Origin of the sequence: Bradyrhizobium sp. WSM2793 (assembly GCF_000379585.1) — a bacterium.
Taxonomy (GTDB): Bacteria; Pseudomonadota; Alphaproteobacteria; order Rhizobiales; family Xanthobacteraceae; genus Bradyrhizobium.
This window is the reverse complement of the sequence record NZ_KB902768.1, coordinates 45,337-65,108: the sequence shown is the minus strand read 5'-3', so window position 1 is coordinate 65,108 and position 19,772 is coordinate 45,337. Positions and strand designations below refer to the sequence as shown.

Annotated in this window: 21 protein-coding genes; 4 read left to right on the top strand and 17 right to left on the bottom strand. The window is 64.4% G+C overall.

Translation table 11 applies throughout. The features are described from left to right. Positions 1 to 12: 12 nt before the first annotated feature. The 3 genes from A3AS_RS0100290 to A3AS_RS0100280 are packed head-to-tail and all read left to right on the top strand — an operon-like array spanning position 13 to position 3,249. Positions 13 to 1,335 (top strand): MFS transporter, encoded by a 1,323-nt coding sequence (locus A3AS_RS0100290; protein ID WP_018315600.1) that lies wholly within the window; start codon positions 13 to 15, stop codon positions 1,333 to 1,335. A 3-nt stretch (positions 1,336 to 1,338) separates the two neighbouring features. Beyond that, positions 1,339 to 1,998: a sulfite oxidase-like oxidoreductase gene (locus A3AS_RS0100285; protein ID WP_018315599.1), complete on the top strand. Its 660-nt coding sequence runs from the start codon at positions 1,339 to 1,341 to the stop codon at positions 1,996 to 1,998. Positions 1,999 to 2,025: 27 nt separating this feature from the next. Next, a complete protein-coding gene (locus A3AS_RS0100280) occupies positions 2,026 to 3,249 on the top strand; it encodes a bifunctional alpha/beta hydrolase/OsmC family protein (protein ID WP_018315598.1) in 1,224 nt (407 codons plus the stop codon). A gap of 10 nt (positions 3,250 to 3,259) precedes the next feature. Here A3AS_RS0100280 and A3AS_RS0100275 read toward each other — a convergent pair whose 3' ends face one another. Continuing rightward, positions 3,260 to 4,690 (bottom strand): PLP-dependent aminotransferase family protein, encoded by a 1,431-nt coding sequence (locus A3AS_RS0100275; RefSeq protein WP_018315597.1) that lies wholly within the window; start codon positions 4,688 to 4,690, stop codon positions 3,260 to 3,262. Positions 4,691 to 4,790: 100 nt separating this feature from the next. On the opposite strand from A3AS_RS0100275, the gene A3AS_RS0100270 reads away from it, so the two are divergent. After that, positions 4,791 to 5,705, top strand: a complete 915-nt coding sequence (locus A3AS_RS0100270) for a DMT family transporter (protein WP_026201528.1) — start codon at positions 4,791 to 4,793, stop codon at positions 5,703 to 5,705. On the opposite strand, the gene A3AS_RS0100265 is transcribed toward A3AS_RS0100270, so the two are convergent. From A3AS_RS0100265 to A3AS_RS0100190, 16 genes are all read right to left on the bottom strand, one after another. After that, positions 5,684 to 6,742, bottom strand: a complete 1,059-nt coding sequence (locus A3AS_RS0100265) for a YeeE/YedE family protein (protein ID WP_018315595.1) — start codon at positions 6,740 to 6,742, stop codon at positions 5,684 to 5,686. The genes A3AS_RS0100270 and A3AS_RS0100265 overlap by 22 nt on opposite strands. A gap of 2 nt (positions 6,743 to 6,744) precedes the next feature. After that, the gene (locus A3AS_RS0100260; protein WP_018315594.1) at positions 6,745 to 7,749 is read right to left on the bottom strand and encodes a zinc-binding alcohol dehydrogenase family protein; all 1,005 of its coding nucleotides are present in this window, start codon (positions 7,747 to 7,749) and stop codon (positions 6,745 to 6,747) included. Between the two features lie 76 nt (positions 7,750 to 7,825). Continuing rightward, a complete protein-coding gene (paaK, locus tag A3AS_RS0100255; RefSeq protein WP_018315593.1) occupies positions 7,826 to 9,157 on the bottom strand; it encodes a phenylacetate--CoA ligase PaaK in 1,332 nt (443 codons plus the stop codon). 38 nt (positions 9,158 to 9,195) lie between these two features. Continuing rightward, complete coding sequence (gene paaI, locus A3AS_RS0100250) at positions 9,196 to 9,645, bottom strand: hydroxyphenylacetyl-CoA thioesterase PaaI (protein ID WP_018315592.1); 450 nt, start codon at positions 9,643 to 9,645, stop codon at positions 9,196 to 9,198. Positions 9,646 to 9,746: 101 nt separating this feature from the next. Beyond that, complete coding sequence (gene paaE, locus A3AS_RS0100245; protein ID WP_026201527.1) at positions 9,747 to 10,829, bottom strand: 1,2-phenylacetyl-CoA epoxidase subunit PaaE; 1,083 nt, start codon at positions 10,827 to 10,829, stop codon at positions 9,747 to 9,749. A 2-nt stretch (positions 10,830 to 10,831) separates the two neighbouring features. After that, positions 10,832 to 11,335: a 1,2-phenylacetyl-CoA epoxidase subunit PaaD gene (gene paaD, locus A3AS_RS0100240; RefSeq protein WP_018315590.1), complete on the bottom strand. Its 504-nt coding sequence runs from the start codon at positions 11,333 to 11,335 to the stop codon at positions 10,832 to 10,834. Further along, entirely contained in the window at positions 11,329 to 12,105 is a 777-nt protein-coding gene (gene paaC / locus A3AS_RS0100235; protein ID WP_018315589.1) for a 1,2-phenylacetyl-CoA epoxidase subunit PaaC, read from the bottom strand. Before paaC ends, paaD begins: the two co-directional genes overlap by 7 nt. Next, entirely contained in the window at positions 12,105 to 12,392 is a 288-nt protein-coding gene (paaB, locus tag A3AS_RS0100230) for a 1,2-phenylacetyl-CoA epoxidase subunit PaaB (RefSeq protein WP_018315588.1), read from the bottom strand. Before paaB ends, paaC begins: the two co-directional genes overlap by 1 nt. A 10-nt stretch (positions 12,393 to 12,402) precedes the next feature. Then, positions 12,403 to 13,395 carry a 1,2-phenylacetyl-CoA epoxidase subunit PaaA gene (gene paaA / locus A3AS_RS0100225; RefSeq protein WP_026201526.1) on the bottom strand — a complete coding sequence of 331 codons (993 nt, stop codon included), beginning with the start codon at positions 13,393 to 13,395 and terminating at the stop codon, positions 12,403 to 12,405. A gap of 76 nt (positions 13,396 to 13,471) precedes the next feature. Beyond that, entirely contained in the window at positions 13,472 to 14,338 is an 867-nt protein-coding gene (gene paaX / locus A3AS_RS0100220; protein ID WP_018315586.1) for a phenylacetic acid degradation operon negative regulatory protein PaaX, read from the bottom strand. A gap of 210 nt (positions 14,339 to 14,548) precedes the next feature. After that, on the bottom strand, positions 14,549 to 15,319 hold the full coding sequence (locus A3AS_RS0100215; RefSeq protein ID WP_026201525.1) for a triacylglycerol lipase: 771 nt from the start codon (positions 15,317 to 15,319) through the stop codon (positions 14,549 to 14,551). Positions 15,320 to 15,507: 188 nt separating this feature from the next. Then, on the bottom strand, positions 15,508 to 16,794 hold the full coding sequence (locus tag A3AS_RS0100210; protein ID WP_018315584.1) for a DUF445 domain-containing protein: 1,287 nt from the start codon (positions 16,792 to 16,794) through the stop codon (positions 15,508 to 15,510). A gap of 220 nt (positions 16,795 to 17,014) precedes the next feature. Beyond that, entirely contained in the window at positions 17,015 to 17,470 is a 456-nt protein-coding gene (locus A3AS_RS0100205; protein ID WP_018315583.1) for a phasin, read from the bottom strand. Positions 17,471 to 17,688: 218 nt separating this feature from the next. After that, positions 17,689 to 18,282, bottom strand: coding sequence for a GNAT family N-acetyltransferase (locus A3AS_RS0100200; protein ID WP_026201524.1), 594 nt, complete (start codon positions 18,280 to 18,282; stop codon positions 17,689 to 17,691). Further along, positions 18,279 to 19,361 (bottom strand): alpha/beta hydrolase, encoded by a 1,083-nt coding sequence (locus tag A3AS_RS0100195; protein WP_018315581.1) that lies wholly within the window; start codon positions 19,359 to 19,361, stop codon positions 18,279 to 18,281. Before A3AS_RS0100195 ends, A3AS_RS0100200 begins: the two co-directional genes overlap by 4 nt. Further along, positions 19,358 to 19,741 carry a hypothetical protein gene (locus A3AS_RS0100190; protein ID WP_026201523.1) on the bottom strand — a complete coding sequence of 128 codons (384 nt, stop codon included), beginning with the start codon at positions 19,739 to 19,741 and terminating at the stop codon, positions 19,358 to 19,360. The genes A3AS_RS0100195 and A3AS_RS0100190 overlap by 4 nt, the downstream gene beginning before the upstream one ends. Positions 19,742 to 19,772 lie beyond the last annotated feature (31 nt).

The window sequence follows — 19,772 nt, the reverse complement described above, 5'->3', positions numbered from 1 at the left end:
GAGAGGCCGGACGTGACTGAACAAGCAATTCAACCGGCCTCCGACCACATCGACATCGCCGACGCCAAGCGGCGGATCAAGGCGATCTTCATCGGCTCCATCGGCAATCTGGTCGAGTGGTACGATTTCTACGCCTATACGGCGTTCGCGCTCTATTTCGCTCCCGCCTTCTTCCCGGGCAACGACCCCGTCGTGCAGCAATTGAACGTCGCCGTCGTCTTCGCGGCGACGTTCCTGATGCGGCCCCTCGGCGGCTGGTTCTTCGGCTATCTCGCCGACCATTTCGGACGGCGCATCTCGCTCACGCTCTCTGTCGTCTTCATGTGCTTTGGTTCGCTGATCATCGCGCTGACGCCGACCTATGCCACGATCGGATTCGCCGCGCCGGTCATCCTCGCGCTCGCCCGCGTCATCGAAGGCCTCAGCCTCGGCGGCGAATATGGCGCCAGTGCCACCTATCTCAGCGAGGTCGCCGACCCCAAGCACCGCGGCTTCTATTCGAGCTTTCAATACGTCACCCTGATCGGTGGCCAGCTCACCGCGATCATCGTGCTGCTGCTCCTGCAAAAGGTCTTCCTCACCCCACAGGAGCTGAAGGACTGGGGGTGGCGTATCCCCTTCGCGATCGGTGCAGCGCTCGCGGTCTTTGCCGCGGTGATGCGGCGCGGCCTGCACGAGACGGAGGCGTTCGAGGAAGCCAAGAAGGTAGTCAAGCCGACCGGCTCGATCACCAATTTGCTGCGTTATCCGCGCGAGCTGTTGCTGGTGGTCGGCCTCACCGCCGGCGGCACCGCGGCGTTCTATACCTTCACCACCTACATGCAGACCTTCGTCAAGCTTTCGGTCGGGCTGACCGAGGACCAGACCACTTTCGTGATCTTCGGCACCCTGGTCTTCGCGACCATCCTCCAGCCGATCTACGGCGCAATCTCCGACAAGATCGGACGCAAGCCGCTCTTGATCTTCTTCGGTGTCGCCGGCACGCTCGCGACCGTGCCGCTTTTGATGACCCTGAAGGAGACTAAGTCGCCCTTCGTCGCGTTCATCCTGATCTGCTGCGCCTGGCTGTTCGTCGCCGGCTATACTTCGATCAACGCGGTGGTGAAGGCCGAGTTGTTCCCGACCAACGTCCGCGCGCTCGGCGTCGGCCTGCCCTATGCCATCACGGTGTCGGTCTTCGGCGGCACAGCGCCGGCGATCGCGCTCTATTTCAAGAGCATCGGGCACGAGGAATGGTTCTACTTCTACCTCAGCGGCATCATCTGCCTGTCCCTGGTGATCTATGCTACCATGCGCGACACCAAGCACACTTCGGCAATGCATCGGCACGAGTAGACCATGGCTGACGAGACGCCATCCGACAGCAAGCTGACGCGCACCAAGGAGAAATGGGCGCGCGAGGGCCGCTTTCTCACGGGGAAGATCACGCGGCCGGAGGACCAACGGCTGCCGCCCGGCCAGCACCTCACCAAGGACTGGCCTGTGCTCGATCTCGGAGTCGTGCCGCCGGTGTCACGCGAGCGCTGGCGGCTCGACGTCTATGGCGCGATCGAGAGCCCCGTGTTCTGGACATTCGCCGAATTCATCGCGCAGAAACAGGCCCGGTTCACCTCCGACATCCATTGCGTCACCACCTGGTCGCGCTACGACAATGAGTGGGAAGGGCTTGCCACGCGCGAGCTGCTCGCGGCCTGCCAGCCGCGCGAGGACGCACGCTTCGTGACGCTGCATTCCCATGACGGCTACACTACCAACCTCGCGCTGGAAGACTTTGCCGCCGAGGATGCGCTGCTCGCCCATAGCTGGTCCGGCCAGCCGCTGACGGAGGAGCATGGCGGCCCGGTACGGTTGGTCGTGCCGCATCTCTATTTCTGGAAGAGCGCGAAATGGCTCCAGGCCATCGAATTCCTGACCGAGGACGCGCCGGGCTTCTGGGAAGTCCGCGGCTATCATAATCGCGGCGACCCCTGGGCCGAGCAGCGCTATTCCGACGATTAGAATTCAAGCAGGAACGAGGGGAAGCCCATGTCGACGGAGCGCTTTCAATTCACGGGCGAAGGCGGACATCAGCTTGCCGCCGCGCTGGAGTTGCCGGACGGCGAGCCCGCGGCCTACGCGCTGTTTGCGCACTGCTTCACTTGCGGCAAGGATACGCTGGCCGCCAAGCGCATCTCGGTCGCGCTGGCAGCCAAGGGCATCGCGGTCCTGCGCTTCGACTTCACCGGGCTCGGCTCGAGCGAAGGCGATTTCGCCAATTCGACGTTTTCGTCCAACGTCGCCGATCTGATCCGCGCGGCCGACCATCTGCGCAGTGCCCGCAAGGCGCCGTCGATCCTGATCGGCCACAGCCTCGGCGGCGCCGCGATCCTCGCGGCAGCCGGACGTATCCCGGAAGCCAGGGCAGTTGTGACCATCGCGGCGCCATCCGATCCGGCGCACGTGACCGGCCTCTTCAGGGAGCATCTCGACAACATCCGCGCGCAGGGCGAGGTCGAGGTCTCGCTCGCAGGACGCGCGTTCCGGATCAAGCGCGAGTTCCTCGAGGACATCGCCGAGCAGGAGCTGATGAAGGACATCACAGGGCTGCACAAGGCGCTGCTGGTGATGCACTCGCCGGTCGACGACACCGTCGGCATCGACAACGCGACCAAGATCTTCGTTGCGGCCAGGCACCCCAAGAGTTTCGTCTCGCTCGACCATGCCGATCATCTGCTTGCCAAGCCCGCCGACGCCCTCTACGCAGCCGACGTGATTACGGCCTGGGCCAGCCGCTACATCGACACCGCAAAGCCCGCGAAGGCGATGGATCTGCCCGAGGCGCCGCGCCAGGTCGTGGTGCAGGAGACCCGCAAGAGCAAGTTCAACCAGCTCGTCACGGTCGGACCACATCGTCTGGTGGCGGACGAACCGGTCGCCGCCGGCGGCGAGGATGCCGGTCCTGGGCCCTATGACTTCCTGCTCGCTGGCTTAGGGGCCTGCACCTCCATGACCATGCGTCTTTATGCCGACCGCAAATCGCTGCCGCTCGACCGCGTCACCGTCAGATTGAAGCATTCCAAGATCTACGCCAAAGACTGCGCGGAGTGCGAGACACGCGAAGGCATGCTCGACCAGATCGAACGCGACATTGCGATGGATGGCGCGCTCGATGCCGAGCAGCGCAAGAAATTGATGGAGATCGCCGACAAGTGCCCCGTGCACCGGACATTGACGTCGGAGATCCGCATCGTGACGAAGGCCGTGGACTAGCGCGACTGCGCTAGAAGCACGATGCCATCGTCCGCAATGCCGCGCTGATCTCGTTCTCGCGCCAGGCCGCAAAGCCGAGCAGCAGGCCATGATCGCGGGGTCGATCCAGCGCCAGGCTGGACAGCGCCCGCGTTTCAACGCCCCCGGCAGCCAGTCGCTTGACTGCCGACCGATCGGCGGTCCCGCGTTTGAAACGGGCGACGAGCTGGATGCCGCCCGCGGGCACTTCGACCGAGAGCATCTCGCCCAGATGGCGCTCCAGTCCTGCAACGATGTGGTCGCGGCGCGCGTGATAGAGCCGGCGCATCCGGCGCAGATGCGCGAGGAAATGCCCGTCGGCGATGAACTCGGCCAGCGCTTCCTGGATGTGGCTGGACGCGATCAGCCCGATGTGCCGCTGTGCGATCTCGAAGGTGCTGACCAGCGCCGGCGGCACGACGAGATAGCCGAGCCGGATATCGGACGTCATCACCTTCGAGAAGGTACCGACATAGAACACGCGGCCATGGGCATCGAGCCCTTGCAAGGCCGGCACCGGCCGGCTGTCGTAGTGGAATTCGCCGTCGTAATCGTCCTCCACGATCCAGCTCTTGCCGGGCCTGCACACACCAAGAAATTCGGTGCGGCGCGCCAGCGACATCAGCCGTCCGGTGGGATGCTGGTGCGATGGCGTCATGAAGATCAATTTCGGGGCCGCGAGACCCGGCATCCGCTGCATGCCCTGCGTGTCCAGCCTCATGCCGGTCACGCGCGCGCCGGAGGCACAGAAAGCGGCGGCCGCGCCGGGATAACCGGGATCCTCGACCCAGACCTCGTCGCCGGGGGAGATGAGAACAGCCGCGATCAAGGTCAGTGCGGCCTGCGCGCTCGGCAGGATCATGATCTGCTCTGGCGTGGCGCGAACGCCTCTGCTCGCGGCCAGGTAATGCGCGAGCGCCTCGCGCAGGCGCGCTCGGTTGACCGGTCCGAGCTCGCGTTTGGCCGCATGCACGGCGCTACGGCGCAGGCAGCGAGCCCAGATCTCGTTCGGAAACTCTCGCGCATCTCCAAGCCCTGGCCGCAACGGTCTGAGCGGCACCTGATAGGACATCGGCCAGTCGGTCTGCTTGAGCTGCGAGGCCCAGGGTGAAAGCCGCAGCTTGCCGGAGCGCACGCGCGCCGCAACGGTATCCGCTCCTTCGCGTCGTTCGCCGCCGTCGACGGTGACGATCGGACGGCGGCCATGCGAGGCCTCGAGGTATCCCTCCGCGGCGAGCTGCTCGAACGCATAGGTGATGGTGTTGCGGGAAACGCCGAGATCGCTCGCGAGCCGGCGGCTCGACGGCAGCGCGCGACCTTTGCCGAGGCGGCCGGTCGCGATCAAGCCTCGGAGCTGGCTCGTCAGTTGAGCCACCAGACCTTCGTCGCCGGTCCGCTTCAGGTCGATCAGGGCCGAGATCATATCATCCGAAACTGGCACCTTGTTCCTTTCTCATCTGGCGCTTTTGTGGGTACCAGCGCGGATGCTATCTGCCGGACCGGACTGCTTCAAGGATCTTGCGATGAACTCCCTGTCACCCCGCGCGGCCGTCGGCCTGTTCCTCATTGTCGTGCTGGCCTGGGGCGTGAACTGGTCGGTGACGAAGCAATTGGTGCAGCTCGTCCCGCCGCTGTGGAGCTCGGCGATCCGGAGCTGGATCGCGCTGGCAGGATTGTTTGTGATCCTCGGGCTGAGCAACAATCTTGTGATTCCGGAGCGACGCGACGTTCCAGTAGTCCTCAGCGTCGCGCTGCTGCACATGACGCTCTTCTCGATTTTGGTCGCGACCGGCCTGCGCTTCCTGCCCGCAAGCAAGGGCATCGTGCTCGGCTACACCACGCCGCTCTGGGTCGCGATTGCGGCACCCCTGCTCGGGAAGGACATCCTGACCGCGCCCAAGCTCGCCGGCGCCCTGCTCGGACTGATCGGCCTTGCCGTGATCCTAAATCCGTCTTCAATCGACTGGAGCAATGCCAACGTCGTGCTCGGTGCCGGCATGGTCATCCTGGCCGCGATCTCGTGGGCTGCGAACATCATCTATATCTGCGCGCATCGCTGGATCGCCTCTCCGCTCCAGCTCCTGTTCTGGCAGCTGCTCGTGGCCACGGGCGTGCTCTCGACCCTTGCGATGGTCATCGACGGGCTGCCGCACGTGGAATGGTCGTGGCGGCTGGCTATGCTGTTCCTGTACTCTGGCCTGATCGGAAGCGCGCTGGCCTATTGGGCGATGTCGATGGTCAATAAAAGCATCTCGGCGCTGACGACGTCGCTTGGCACCACCGGAACACCGCTCGTCGGTATCGCCAGTGCTGCGATCCTGCTGGGCGAGCCCATCGACAAGAGCCTCGCCGTTGCGGCCGGATTGATCGTCACCGGCATCGGACTTGCGACGCTCGGCGACCGGCTGTTGCGCAGTCAGGCCACCGCGAGGGGTTGAACCCGCAGCACGCCACGCAAACCTGCGGTCGTGCCGAGCAGGATGCCGGCGAGCGCAACGAACGAGCCCAGCGCCAGTGTCGACACGCCCGTGAGCCCCTGCCCGATCGAGCAGCCGAACGCCATCACGCCGCCGATGCCCATCAGCGCGGCGCCGCTGCCCGAGCGCAGCATGTGGCGCGGCGAGGAATAGCCTTCGAGCTTGAAGCGGCCTGTGGCGAGTGCGGTGATCAGGCTGCCAGCGAAGACGCCAGCGACCGTCGCAATACCGAAATTGAGCGTCAGGCCGGTCGAGAGCATGGCGTATTGCAGCGCGTCCGCGATCGGCGCGATGAAGGTGAGCGAGGTCACCGGCACCGGATTGAAGTCGTCGGCACCGAGATAGCCGGTGACAAGCCAGCCGGCGGCGACGAGCAGGCCGACGACGACGCCCGCCGCGATCTGGCCCGGTGAGCGCCGGAACATCGGATGCGCGAAGGCAAACAGGATCAGCGCGACGACGATCACGGCCGCCGCCAGCGCACGCGAGAGCACTTCACCGGGGCCAAGCGATGCCAGCAACGAAGGCAGCGAATTGACATTGACGGTGGTTTGCGAGGCCTGAACCAGCGCGATGCGCGCCGGTGCGATCAGCCCCTTGAGCGTCATCTGCGCAGCGATGGCGAGCACGATCACGACGACGAAGGAGCGGAGATTGCCGCGGCCGAGCAGCACCAGGGCGCGCGAGCCGCAGCCGTTCGACAGCACCATGCCGTAACCAAACAGCACTCCGCCGAGGAACAGCACCGGCACCGAGAACGTCTGCTGCAGGTAGATCGACTTGCTCAAATCAGCCATGCCGTTGCCGGCAAGGAACTGGCTGGCGCCGATCGCGACGGCGATCGCCAGCGCATAGGTCCGCACCAGCCGTCCGTCTCCCTCCGCAAGCCAGCCGCGCATGCTGCTCATCAGGCAGAAGCCGCTGAGCAGACCGACGGCGCCGTAGACAAGGCCGATGGCAAGGCCGGCGAAGATGACGATTGCTGCGGACGAGTCCATGATTACGGCTTCAGGACCACGCGATCCCGCGAGGAGCCGGCAACCGCGACATACGCCTCCTTGGCACGCTCCAGCGGATAGACGGCATTCGCCTTGATCGGGAACGGCTTCAGCTGGCCGCTCGCAAAGCCCGGGCCGAGATCGCGCAGCACTGCGCCTGGAGCGGCCGACGACAGGCCGAGCGTATCGATGCCGACATAGGTGTGCTGGCCCCGGTAGAATTCGAGGATGTTGAACTGCACGATGCGGTCGATCGCGGCGATCAGGATCTGACGGCCACGCAATGCGAGCGACTTGTGCGCGGCCTGGAAATAGGGATCGCCGACCGTGTTGAAGACGACATCGACCCCCTTGCCGCCGGTCAATTCGCGCACGCGCGTGGCGACGTCGGTCGCGGAGGCGTCAACCACCTCGATGGGGGCGTTGGTGTGGCCTTCGTAAGCTTCCGCTTTGCGCACCACGCCGATGACGCGCGCGCCCTGCCATGTCGCGATCTGCACCGCGGCCTGGCCGACCTTGCCATTGACGCCGAACACCAAAACGGTCTCCCCGCTCTTCGGCACGCCGGCGCGGCGAAAGCCTTCCATCGCGGTGACGAAGGGCACGCCGATGCCCGCTGCCTCCTCCCACGACACCGTGCTCGGCTTCTCCACCACCGCATCAGCCTCGACGACGAGATGGGTTGCGTGGGTACCGTCGCGGCGGATGCCGAGATCGCCGGAGGATCCGAACACCTCGCGGCCGACCGTGCCGGCCGGCCCGTCGGTCACCACGCCGGAATAGTCGCGGCCCGGCGTGCGCGGGAACACAGCATAGGGCATCAAGCCGGTCGCGGCCTTGACGTCGGAGGGATTGACGGCGGCGGCCTTGACCTCGATCAGGAGATCGTTCGGACCGCGCGTCAGCGTGTGATGCTCGACCACGGGCGCAACCGCGGCAGCATTCTCGGCCTTGGCATTGAGGCGCACGCAGCGCGCTTCGACGGTTTTGGTATCGGCTGGCGACATGAAAGACCCGCGATTTCTCGCGGGCCTTGTCGCCTCTGGGGCCGGTCAAGTCAATCCGTCAAGTCAATCCGTAAAGTCAATCCTTGGGCCGCTTGTCGTAGAGGCGTTTGGCCTTGCCCAGCGAGCGCTCCAGCGTGGCGGGCGCGACCACCTGCACCCTGGAGCTAATGCCGATGGTGTTCTTGATGTGGGTCGCAATCCGGTCGGCATGGTCGAGGAGACCGCGGCCGTCCCAGCTCTCGGACCGCGCCTCCGCGATGATGGTCAGCTCGTCCATACGGCCTTCGCGGGTCAGTTCCAGGATGAAGTGGCCGCCGCACCAGTCGGTCGCGAGCAGCACCTCCTCGATCTGCGTCGGGAACAGGTTGACACCGCGCAGGATGATCATGTCGTCCGAGCGGCCCGTCACCTTCTCCATCCGCCGCATGCCCGGCCGCGCCGTGCCTGGCAACAGCCGCGTCAGGTCGCGGGTGCGATAGCGGATCACGGGAAAAGCTTCCTTGGTGAGTGAGGTGAAGACCAGTTCGCCCTTCTCACCGTCCGGCAGCACCGCACCCGTTTCAGGATCGATCACTTCGGGATAAAAATGATCCTCCCAGATGTGCAGGCCATCCTTGGTCTCGATGCATTCCTGGGCGACGCCGGGGCCGATCACCTCGGAGAGACCGTAGATGTCGGTCGCATCCATATCGAAGGCGTCCTCGATCTCGCCGCGCATCGCATTGGTCCAGGGTTCGGCGCCGAAGATGCCGACCTTGAGCGAGCACTGGCGCGGGTCGAGCTTCTGACGCTTGAACTCGTCGAGGATTGCCAGCATGTAGCTCGGCGTCACCGTGATGATGTCGGGCCGGAAGTCGTTGATCAGCTGCACCTGCCGCTCGGTCATGCCGCCCGAGATCGGCACCACGGTGCAGCCGAGTTTTTCGGCACCGTAGTGCACGCCAAGGCCGCCGGTGAAGAGGCCGTAGCCATAGGCATTGTGGATGATCATGCCCGTACGCCCGCCGGCGGCGCGGATCGAGCGCGCCATCACGTCCGACCACGTGTCGATGTCTCCTTGCGTATACCCCACCACGATCGGCTTGCCGGTCGTGCCGGAGGACGCATGCACGCGCACCAGCTTTTCGCGCGGCACGGCGAACATGTTGAAGGGATAATTGTCGCGCAGATCCGTTTTCACCGTGAACGGGAATTTCGCGAGATCGGAGAGCTCGCGAAAATCGGACGGATGCACGCCGGCCTCGTCGAAGGCCTTGCGATAATGCGCGACGTTGTCATAGGCGTGCTTCAGCGACCAGGCCAGCCGCTGCTTCTGCAGCGCCATGATCTCGTCGCGCGAGGCACGCTCATGCGCGTCCAGCTCGGCGCTATAGGCGCTGCCGCCTTCCTTGAGTCTCGTCAGAGCCATCCTCGTTTCCCATCATTGATTAGTTTTTTCTTGCTTGATTATTGATCCTGCGTCGGTAGCCACGTGCCGGGAATGACGCGCGAATGCCCGCGGAATTCGGCGACGACGATGTCACCGGCGGTGACGCGCACGTCGTAGATGCCGGAGCGGCCGCCGCGGGTGACCTCGCACGCCTTCGCAACAAGGCGGTCGCCGAGCCTGCCCGGCTTGATGAAGGTGATCTGCCCTTGCGCTGCGACCACGCGTTCGTTGTGCGAGTTGCAGGCAAACGCGAAGGCGGAATCGGCAAGCGTGAAGATGAAGCCGCCATGGGCAATGCGTTGGCCGTTGACCATGTCCGGCCGCACCGTCATTGCGAGCGTCGCGAAGCCGGGGCCAATCTCGACGATCTCCATGCCGAGCCCTTTGGAGGCATCGTCCTCCGTCCACATCGCCTCAGCGCAGGCGCGGGCAATATCCTCAGGCGACAGGGCGGCTTTGACGTTCACGCGCTTCTCCCGGCCAGATGTTTGCCCATGATGTTCTGCTGGTTGGCGAAGACTGTCAAATAATGCGACGCATTTGCATCGTCAGCGTCTGAAGCACCGGCTCAAACATGGTCATAATCGACCACGACCCGCTCTGACGACGGCTTGGCCTGGCAGGTCAGGACGAACCCGGCCTTCAGCTCCCAGGGCTCCAGCGAATAGTTGATGTCCATCGGCGCTTCACCCTCGACCAGCTTGGCGCGGCAGGTCGAGCACATGCCGCCCTTGCAGGCGAAGGGTAGATCGACGCCGGCGCGCAGCGCGGCATCGAGGATCGCCTCGTCCTCCGCGACCGGCACGTCGCGGCGCTTGCCATCGATGATCAGCGAGGCGACCGCCTTCGGCGGCGCGTCGGGCGCGACCGCCTTCTTCGGCCGCGGCTTGCCACCGAACTCGGAGACGAAGCGTTCGACGTGGATACGCTCTTCGGCGATGCCGAGCTCGCGGCAAGTCGCCTCGATATCCTCGCTCATGCCGAGGGGCCCGCAAATGTAGACGTGATCGACGCTGACCGCTGGCACCAGCGAGCGCAGCAGCACCCTCACCTTGTCGCCGTCGAGCCGGCCGTGCAGGATCGGGATGTCCTGCTCCTCGCCGGAGATGACGTGGAAGATCGAGAGGCGGTCGATGAAGCGGTCCTTCAGTTCCTCGAGCGCTTCAAGGAACATGATGTTGTCGGTGGTGCGGTTGCCGTAGAACAGGAAGAAGCGGCTGTCCGGCTCACGCGCGAGCGTGCCCTTGACGATCGACAGGATCGGCGTGATGCCGGAGCCTGCGGCGAACCCGACATGGATGCGTCCGGCATCCGCGTGAGGAATCGCACCGAAGCGGCCCGTCGGCGTCATCACATCGAGTTCGTCGCCGCATTTGAGATCTTCGGCTGCCCAGTTCGAAAACGCACCGCCGTCGACCTTCTTCACGGCGATGCGGATCTCGCCGTCATCAGGGCCGGAACAGATCGAATAGGAGCGGCGCACCTCCTCACCGTCCAGCGTGGTGCGGAGCGTGAGGTATTGGCCAGGCGTGAAAGCGTAATCGCTGGCGAGTTCGCCGGGGATGGTGAAGGTCATCGAGATGGCGTCGGACGCCTCGCGGCGGAGATCGTTGACGGCCAGGCGATGGAAGCGCGGTGCGGTGGCTGACATGGTCAATGACACTTGAAGTAATCGAACGGTTCGCGGCAGGACTTGCAGCGCCACAGCGCTTTGCAGGAGGTCGAGCCGAATTCAGACAGCAGCTCGGTGTTTCCCGAGCCACATTGCGGGCAGGCCACTGCCTGTTCACCGAACAGTGCCCGGCGCGAGCTTGAAGCCTGCGGCGGCGCGATGCCATAGGCGCGCAGCTTGTGGCGACCCTCCTCGCTCATCCAGTCGGTGGTCCAGGCCGGCGACAGCACGGTGCGGACTTTTGACCGGCGAAAACCGGCGCGCTCCAGCGCGACCTCGATTTCCAGCGCGATCATGTTCATCGCCGGACAGCCGGAATAGGTCGGGGTGATCGCGACCTCGACGTGATCGCCGTCGAGCGCAACCTCGCGCAGCACGCCGAGGTCGGCGATGGTCAGCACTGGAATTTCGGGATCGACCACGCTCGCCGCGGCGTCCCAGGCGCGCCGGCGCAGTTCGCTGTCACGGTCGAGCACGCTCACCATGTCAGCCCCGGAAAGGTGCGCTGCATCGATTGCAGCTCGGACAGGAGATGGCCGAGATGTTCGCTGTGCCGGCCCACGCGGCCGCCCTGCTGCATCCAGTCGTTCTGCGGCAGGACCAGCGTGGCTTCATTGGCGACATCGGAAAGCGTTTGCAACCAGCGACCACGCAAGGTGCCGGGATCAATCGCGATACCGGCGTGGATCAGCGCGCGCTCGCCATCATCGACGGCAAACATCTCGCCGGTGAAGGCCCAGAGCTGGTCGATCGCGGCCTGCGCGCGGGCGTGGCTCTCATCGGTGCCGTCGCCGAGCCGGATGAGCCACTCCGAGGCGTGGCGCAAATGATAGGCGCTCTCCTTCTCCGACTTGGCGGCAATCGCGGCCAGCGTCGTGTCGCGCGAATTCATCATCGCGCGCCAGTAGAGGTCGGCGAACGCGGAATAGAAGAACTGTCGCACCAGCGTCTGGGCAAAATCGCCGTTCGGCTGCTCGACCAGCAGCAGGTTGCGATACTGCCTGACGTCGCGCAGATAAGCGAGCTTGTCCTCGTCGTTGTCCTTGCTTTCGGCCTTGGCTGCGTAGCTGTAGAGCTCGCGCGCCTGACCGATGAGGTCGAGCGCGATGTTGGAGAGCGCCATGTCCTCTTCCAGCATCGGTGCGTGCCCGCACCATTCCGACAGCCGATGGCCGAGGATCAGCGCATCGTCGGCGCGGCGCAGCGCGTAGAGAACCAGCGGCGTTTCGGAGACCTCGATGTTGGCGATCGCCATCACATGTGCCCCACTTCTTCCGGCACTTCATAGAACGTCGGATGCCGGTAGATCTTCGATTCCGCCGGCTCGAACATCATGCCTTTTTCGGCGGGATCGCTCGCGGTGATCGCGGTGGACGGCACGACCCAGATCGAGAGGCCCTCGCCGCGGCGGGTGTAGACGTCGCGGGCGGCCTGCAGAGCCATCGTCGCGTCGCTCGCATGCAGCGATCCCACATGCTTGTGCGCGAGCCCGTTGCGGCTGCGAATGAAGACTTCCCACAGCGGCGTGTTCGGCGTGGCCATATTGATCTCCCTACTCGGCAGCTTGCGCAGTCTGGCGATGCGCACGTTTGGCGGCATAGCTAGCTGCGGCCTCGCGCACCCAGGCGCCGTCTTCGTGCGCCTTGCGGCGCGCAGCCATGCGATCGCGATTGCACGGACCGTTGCCGGCGAGGACCTGCTTGAACTCGGTCCAGTCGATCTCGCTGTAACGCCAGTGCCCGTCGGCATCCTGCGTCATGCCGGGATCGGGAATGGTGAGGCCGAGATATTGCGCCTGCGGCACGGTAGCATCGACGAACTTCTGGCGCAGCTCGTCGTTGGAGAAGCGCTTGATCTTCCACTTGGTCGAGGTGTCGCTATGCTGGCTCGTGCTATCTGGCGGGCCGAACATCATCAGCACCGGCCACCACCATCTATTCAGCGCATCCTGCGCCATTGCCTTCTGCTCGTCCGAGCCGCGGCACAGCGTCAGCATGATCTCGTAGCCCTGGCGCTGATGGAAGGATTCTTCCTTGCAGACGCGGATCATCGCGCGCGCATAGGGTCCATAGGAGCAGCGGCACAGCGGGATCTGGTTCATGATCGCGGCGCCGTCGACCAGCCAACCAATGGTGCCGATGTCGGCCCAGGTCAGCGTCGGATAGTTGAAGATCGAGGAATACTTGGCTTTGCCCGCGAGCATGGCGTCGACCAGCTCTTCGCGCGAGGTGCCGAGCGTCTCGGCCGCGGCGTAGAGATAGAGGCCGTGGCCGCACTCGTCCTGCACCTTGGCGAGGAGCGCGGCCTTGCGGCGCAGGGTCGGCGCGCGGGTGATCCAGTTGCCTTCGGGCAGCATGCCGACGATTTCGGAATGGGCGTGCTGGGAAATCTGGCGTGTGAGCGTCTTGCGATAGGCCGCCGGCATCCAGTCGTTCGGCTCGATGCGCTCCTCGGCATCGATGCGGGCCTGGAACTGCGCAGCTAGGCCTGCGTCCTCAAGACTGCGGTCGTTGGTCTCGGCCGTATTCAGCGCCTGGGTATACATGCGCATCCTCCCGATTTATTGGGAGGGAATATATAACAATAATTACGTCATGCAAGATATTTCTGTAACATAAAACTCAGGCCTCGAACCTCCTTTCCAGCAACTTCCGCGCTGGCGGCAATGGCCCCTTTTCGTTGGTTCCATGTCCATCAAGCCATTGTTCGGAGGGGGCAAGCAGCGCACGATAAATTTCGCCGCACAGGTCCCGTGCGGCCCTGCCCGGCCAGTTCGTCGGCAGCAGGCTTTCGGGCAGCAGCGGATCGCGCAGCACGACGCGGCGGTAGTGGTGGATCAAGAGGATGCGCGCGGTGAAGGCGTCGGCCTCGGACAGATCCGTGCCGCGGCCGATCGCGGCGCGCAGCGGCTCGAACGTCTTCATGAATTTCAGATAGGCATCCGCGGTGCGATCCAGCGGCCAACTTGCGCTGAGCAGTCGACGCCCGCTGTCATCCTCCGCCGAGACCTCGAGACGGATCGCGCCCGAAGCTTCATCCGGGACTGGCACCCCCGACGGCGCGACCCAGACGCCCGGCAGCGGACTGCCGAAGCCGGCATTGCGCAGCGCGTCGCGCGAGGCGTCGCGGTCCTCACCATTGCCGATCAGGAGCAGCTCGAAGCGTCCGGTCCAGTCGGATGGCGGCGGATCGTAGATGTGGCGCGTCGCGGCCTCGAACGTCTGGCGCCCCTTGTCGGCCAGCCGATAGAAGCTGTTGCGGCCAACCTTCTCGCGCGTCAGCCAGCCGTCGGCGGCGAGCCGCGACATCGCGGTGCGCACCACGCCGCTGTCGATGTCGAGCCCTTGAAAGAATTCCAGCAGCGTGCCGAGCCACACTGAGCTGCCGCGCGGCACGATGGCGTCGCCGAACACGGTGATGACGATGGAGCCGGTGCGCGAGGGTTCGCGCTTGAGCTGGTCGATGATGCGGGACAACGGATGCGCCATGCCCGAGGCATAGCGCGTTTGATACAGGCGCGACAATGGACCGGAGCGACGCCACTTCTCCTTCTCCCCGCTTGCGGGGAGAAGGTCGGGATGAGGGGGAGCCTCCGCGCATTCGGTGAGAGCGGGAGTCGCGGAGACTCCCCTCACCCGGATCGCATCTCCGATGCGATCCGACCTCTCCCCGCAAGCGGGGCGAGGTGAAGAAGCGCACTACCGATGCGGATCGGGATAGGCCAGGCTACGCCAGCCGCTACGATCGAACGGCCGCCACTGGCCTTCCTTCTGCGCGAGCCGGTCGGCCACCGCATAGACCACGGCGGGATGATGGCCCATGCCGCAATGGCTGCTCTCGACCTCGATGCTCTCTGTCTGGGCGCCCGTCTTTTCCATGCAGCCCTGCCAGGCGCAGACGCCGTCGGTGCGGCTGAAGATGGCGGTGGTCGGCACCGGCGGTGGCACCGCGAGCTCGCCGCCGAACCGCGGGTCGACCTCGTCCGACTTCCGACCGCTCGCCCATTCATAGACGCGCCAGGCATTGGTGGAGCGGGGATTGCCGGCGAAGGGGCTGCCGAGCGTGATCACCTGGCGCACGCGCTCGGGCATCATCTTGGCGAGCTGGCGTGCATAGAGGCCGCCGAGGCTCCAGCCGACCAGGCTGATCTTGCGGCCATGGGTGTCGCTGAGCTCCTCGACCAGATCTACCATGGCATGCTGCACGCCCTCGCGCAGACCATAGTTGCGGCCTTGGCGCCAACCGCTCACCGCATAACCCTTGCTGGTCAGAAACGTCCGCAACGCACGCGTGGATGCATCCGAGGCCACGAGGCCCGGCAGCACCAGCACCGGATGCCCATCGCCGCGCGGCGCAAGGCTCAGCAGCGGCAGCGCGCCGAGGAACGCGCCGAACTCGTGGATCGCGCGCCCTTCCAGAAACATCAGTGTTCTCGACGGCGGACGCAGCGTCTGGGCAGTAGCGGTCATCAATGTTTCCCCTGAGAAGACGCCGGGCGCGATGCCGGCAAATGGGCATGAATTCCAATACGCCGGCTTCTTGATCGTTCCGCAGCGCAGCATGAATCAGCTAGGCGGCCGGTTCCCGACATTCAAGCGGGAGAGTCGCGGGGCGACAATAGGCCCGCGCGTTAATGCTAACGTCCGTGACGCAAAAGTCACAGCAATCGGAGCAGGTATTCTACGGAGTAGAGCACCAGCCCGGCGAGCCCACCGATCAGCGAGCCGTTGAAGCGGATGTATTGCAGGTCGCGCCCGATGTTGATTTCGATCAGCGAAATCAACTGCGCCATGTCCCACGCCTTGACCTGGTCGGAGATGAAGATGGAGACGCCGCTTTTCTGGTCAGCGACGAAGCTGCGCAGCACCGTTACCAGCCCCTTGTTGATCTCGCCGCGCAGCTCGGCATCGCCCGCGAGCGCTTCTCCTGCGGCGACGAACATGCCGGCGAGATGATGCTGCAGCACCTGCGTTTCGCCGCTCGCGCTGCGCTCGATGAAAGAGCGCGTGTTGGCCCACACGGTGCGGGCGAGATCGGCAAGCTCGGGCCGCGCAAGCAGATCGCGCTTCAGCCCGTCGATCCGGTCGATATAGGCCTGATCGGTGCCGAGCCGGTCGACGAAGCTCAGCACCATGCGATCGAACTCGCCACGGAACGGATGTTTGGGATCGCTGCGCACTTCATTGAAGAAGGCGGTGGCGGACGCCACGATCTTGTTCACCAGAAACTTGTCCGCGCGATAGAGCCGCAGCAGGGTTGGCAATTCCGCGCGCACTTTCTCGCGGATCATCCCCATCGTCTCTTTCTGGTTCAGCGTCTCGTGCATCACGCGCAGGAGATCGTCGAACAGGATCTGGTGGCGCCCCTCCGCCACGAAGCCGCGCAACGTGCCGGCCGCGAGCGGGGCGAGGTCGATGGCCTGGAGCTGCGATGACATGCGGCGGATGATGAAGGTCATCAGGCCCGAGCTCTCCGTCGCCGAGACGGCTTCCGGCAACAGGCGGAGCGCGAAGCGCGCGAGATCGTCGCTGCGCTTGCGGTCGCGCAGCCAGTCGGCGACGAAGGAGCCGAAATCGATCTCCTTCAGCTTGGCCTCGACCGGACCGGCCTCGAGGAAATGCACCTGGATGAATTCGCCGAGCTTGTCGGCGATCCGGGCCTGGTTGCTCTGGATGATCGCGGTATGCGGGATCGGCAGGCCGAGCGGACGCTTGAACAGCGCGACCACGGCATACCAGTCGGCAAGCCCGCCGATGGTCGCGGCTTCCGCGAAGGCGGCGATGAAGCCGAACACGGGATGCACCGGCAGCAGCCATTTCGCGACGATGAAGAGCAGAAGCGTCGCGGCCAAGACCAGCATCGCCAGCGCTTTCACACGGCGCAGCTCGGCCGCGCGTTCGGCATCGCCGGGGGTGTCGAAGGAGAAGGTGGCGGGTGCATTCATGACGGATGGGAGATTACGTCATTCCGGGGCGATGCGAAGCATCGAACTATGGTGCGCTCTTGCGCACCTAAGAAGCTCGAGATTCTCTGGTGCGCAATTGCGCACCAGAGTTCGCCCTTCGGGCGCCCCGGAATGACGGTCAGTCACAATGACGGCAGCGCAGAAACAAAAGGCCCGCCGAAGCGGGCCTCAAATTTCAGTTTTCACTCAGGGCGCCGGATCAGGCGGTCTTGTTGTAGACCTTGGCAAAATTGTCCTGAGCGGACTTCGCACCGTTGGCGGCGAGCTGGCCGAAATAGTCGGCGGTCGCCTTGGCACGCGAGACGAACACTTCGCCGCGGGCGCGGAGCAGGCTCGACTGGATCTCGACGGCTTCGCTGACCGACTTGGCGGAAGCAAGCTTGTCGATGCCGGCGAAGAACGCCTGGGCGTCGTCATAGATCGCCTGCTGGATGTTGCGGCTGATCTTGCCGGCCTCAGCGACGGATTCGGTCACCGCGTTCTCGACGGCCGCGGTCATGCGCTCGGAGCCTGCGAAGGCCTCGGCAGCACGATCCTTGGCGGTGTTGGCGGTCTTCTTGACGAACTCGCGGGCGGCCTCGGGAACTTCCAGATTCTGGATGTTCTTGAAAGCGTCCTTGAAGCCCTCGAAAGCGGTGTTGGTTTCAGTGGTCATGGGGTTCTCTCCATCCTCATTGGTTTGAGCTATGGGCTCACCCCGTCCGCATTGGCCCGGGGCACGGCTTATATGGCATAGTTAATTGTGCGATGCAACATTCATATTGCGCTGCGATATCACGAAACTGTGAACATCCTTAACGGGCGGCAATCTGATGCCTCCCTGGCCAAGCGGGTTCCCTAGAGTGATCGGACCGCGGTGGCTGGATGGCGGTCCTAGTGCTGCACCGCGCCTGGCAGCCCGTAGGCCTCCATCTGGGCCTGGACCTGCGCGATGTTGTGGCCGAGCACAACGATGTCGTGGGTCTTGCCGTCGACGTCCCGGACATGGTCGCGCAGCAGCGCCTCGGCCTTGAAACCGAGGCTCTCGAACACGGCGATCGCGGCCTGCTGGTCGACCGTCATCTGGACCGAAAGTTTCTCCAGGCCCGCGCCGAGCGCGAGCGCGAAGGTCTCCTGCGACAGCGCCCGCCCTACCCCCTTCCCGCGAACGTCGAGCGAGACGACCATGCGGATCTCGCCGACATGGGGCGACCAGGAGTGCGGATCGCGCACCAGCGTGCCGCAGCCGACGACCTTGCCGTCCCTGACCGCAAGCAGGCTCGTGATCGCGCCACGCTCGATCTCCTTGACCCAGGCCGACAGCACCTTCGGCTCGCTGATATTGCGCGGCAAAAACAGCAAATCGTGGGTCGGCAGGCCTTTGCCGAAGGCGAGCACCGCGGCTTCATCCGCGGGCGACATCAGGCGAATCTCGATATCGCCGGCGTCGGACTTGACGTGGCGCGGATACGAACGCTGCTCGCTCATGTCGATCTCTTCCCTAGCCAGGAATCCAGTTTCGGCCATAGCCGCTTGACGGCGTTGGCTCCCGCGACGAGCGAGACGTGACCGCCCTTCAGCATCACCTCTTCCTTGTCCGCAGAACCAATCTTCGCGATCAGGTGCTTGGCGGCCTCATACGGCACGATGTGATCGTGCTCGGCCACCGCATGCAGGATCGGCACCTTGATATTGTCGAGCTTCGCAGGCCGGCCGCCGACCGACATGGTGTCGTTGAACAGCTTGTTGTCCCACATCAGGTCCTTGGTGATGGCGCGGAAATACTCGCCAGCCAGCGGCAGCGTGTCGGTCGCCCAGCGGTCGAACATGCGGTACGACTTGACGAATTCGTCGTTCCAGATGTTTTCCCAGAGCTGGATCTGGCTGACCGTGCGCGAGGCTGGACGCAACATCTCGAACGAGGACAGGATCATCTCCGGCGGCACGTTGCCGACACTGTCGACGAGATGGTCGACGTCGAAATAGCGACGGTCGGAGAAGTTCGAGAACAGCTTCATCTCTCGGAAGTCAATCGGCGTGGTGAAGCAGATCAAATTCTTCATCGGCCCGTCCTTGTGGATCGCGCCGTAGAGCAGCGACAGCACGCCGCCGAAGCAATAGCCGATGACCGAGACGTCCTGCTCACCGGAATCAGCTTGCACCCGGCGGACGCAGTCCGGGATGAAGTCGAGGACGTAGTCCTCCATCCGCAGGCTCTTCTCCTCCGGCCGTGGCGCACTCCAGTCGAGCATATAGACGTCGTAACCGCGCTTGAGCAGGAATTCGATAAAGCTCTGGCCGGGCACGAGGTCGAGGATGTAGCCGCGGTTGGTGGTCGCCATCACGATCAGCACCGGCACACGGTAGATCTCGTCCGACATCGGCCGATAGTGATAGAGGCTCATCGTGCCGCGCGAATGCAGCACATCCTTAGGCGTCGATCCAAGTGACGGACCCGAGGTCGAGAAATATTCGACGCCCTTGATGCTGCGCTGGATGGCGCGCTGCACCTCGGATTGGATGCGTTCCGGGATAGATGCGAAATCAAGTCCGGGAGCTGCATTCATGCCTGCTCTCCGCCCTCAGACGGCGGACGCTTGGTGCGTGGCGGCCGCAATGCGGAATCGGCCCCCTGAGACACGCCGGCACTTGCAGCCATCTGGCTCAGCAGCGACTTGATCTCACCGATCTGGCCTTCGATAGCTTGCAGCCTTTCGGCAAGGCCTGTGACCTGCTCCCGGCTCGGCAGGTTCATGGAGACCAGATACTTCTCCATGAGTTCGCCGAGCTGCTTCTGAGCACCTGCAGCAACTCCCCCCGCACGGTTCATCGCCTGCGAAAACTCGGGTGACGACATGGCCTGGTTGGCGAAGGAGTTGAACCCCTTCTCCATCTCACCGACCATCTTTTGCCACATGGCGACCGGGTCATTGGTCTTGTCGGTCATCGGCGTCCTCCAGATGTCGAGAGCTTCGATG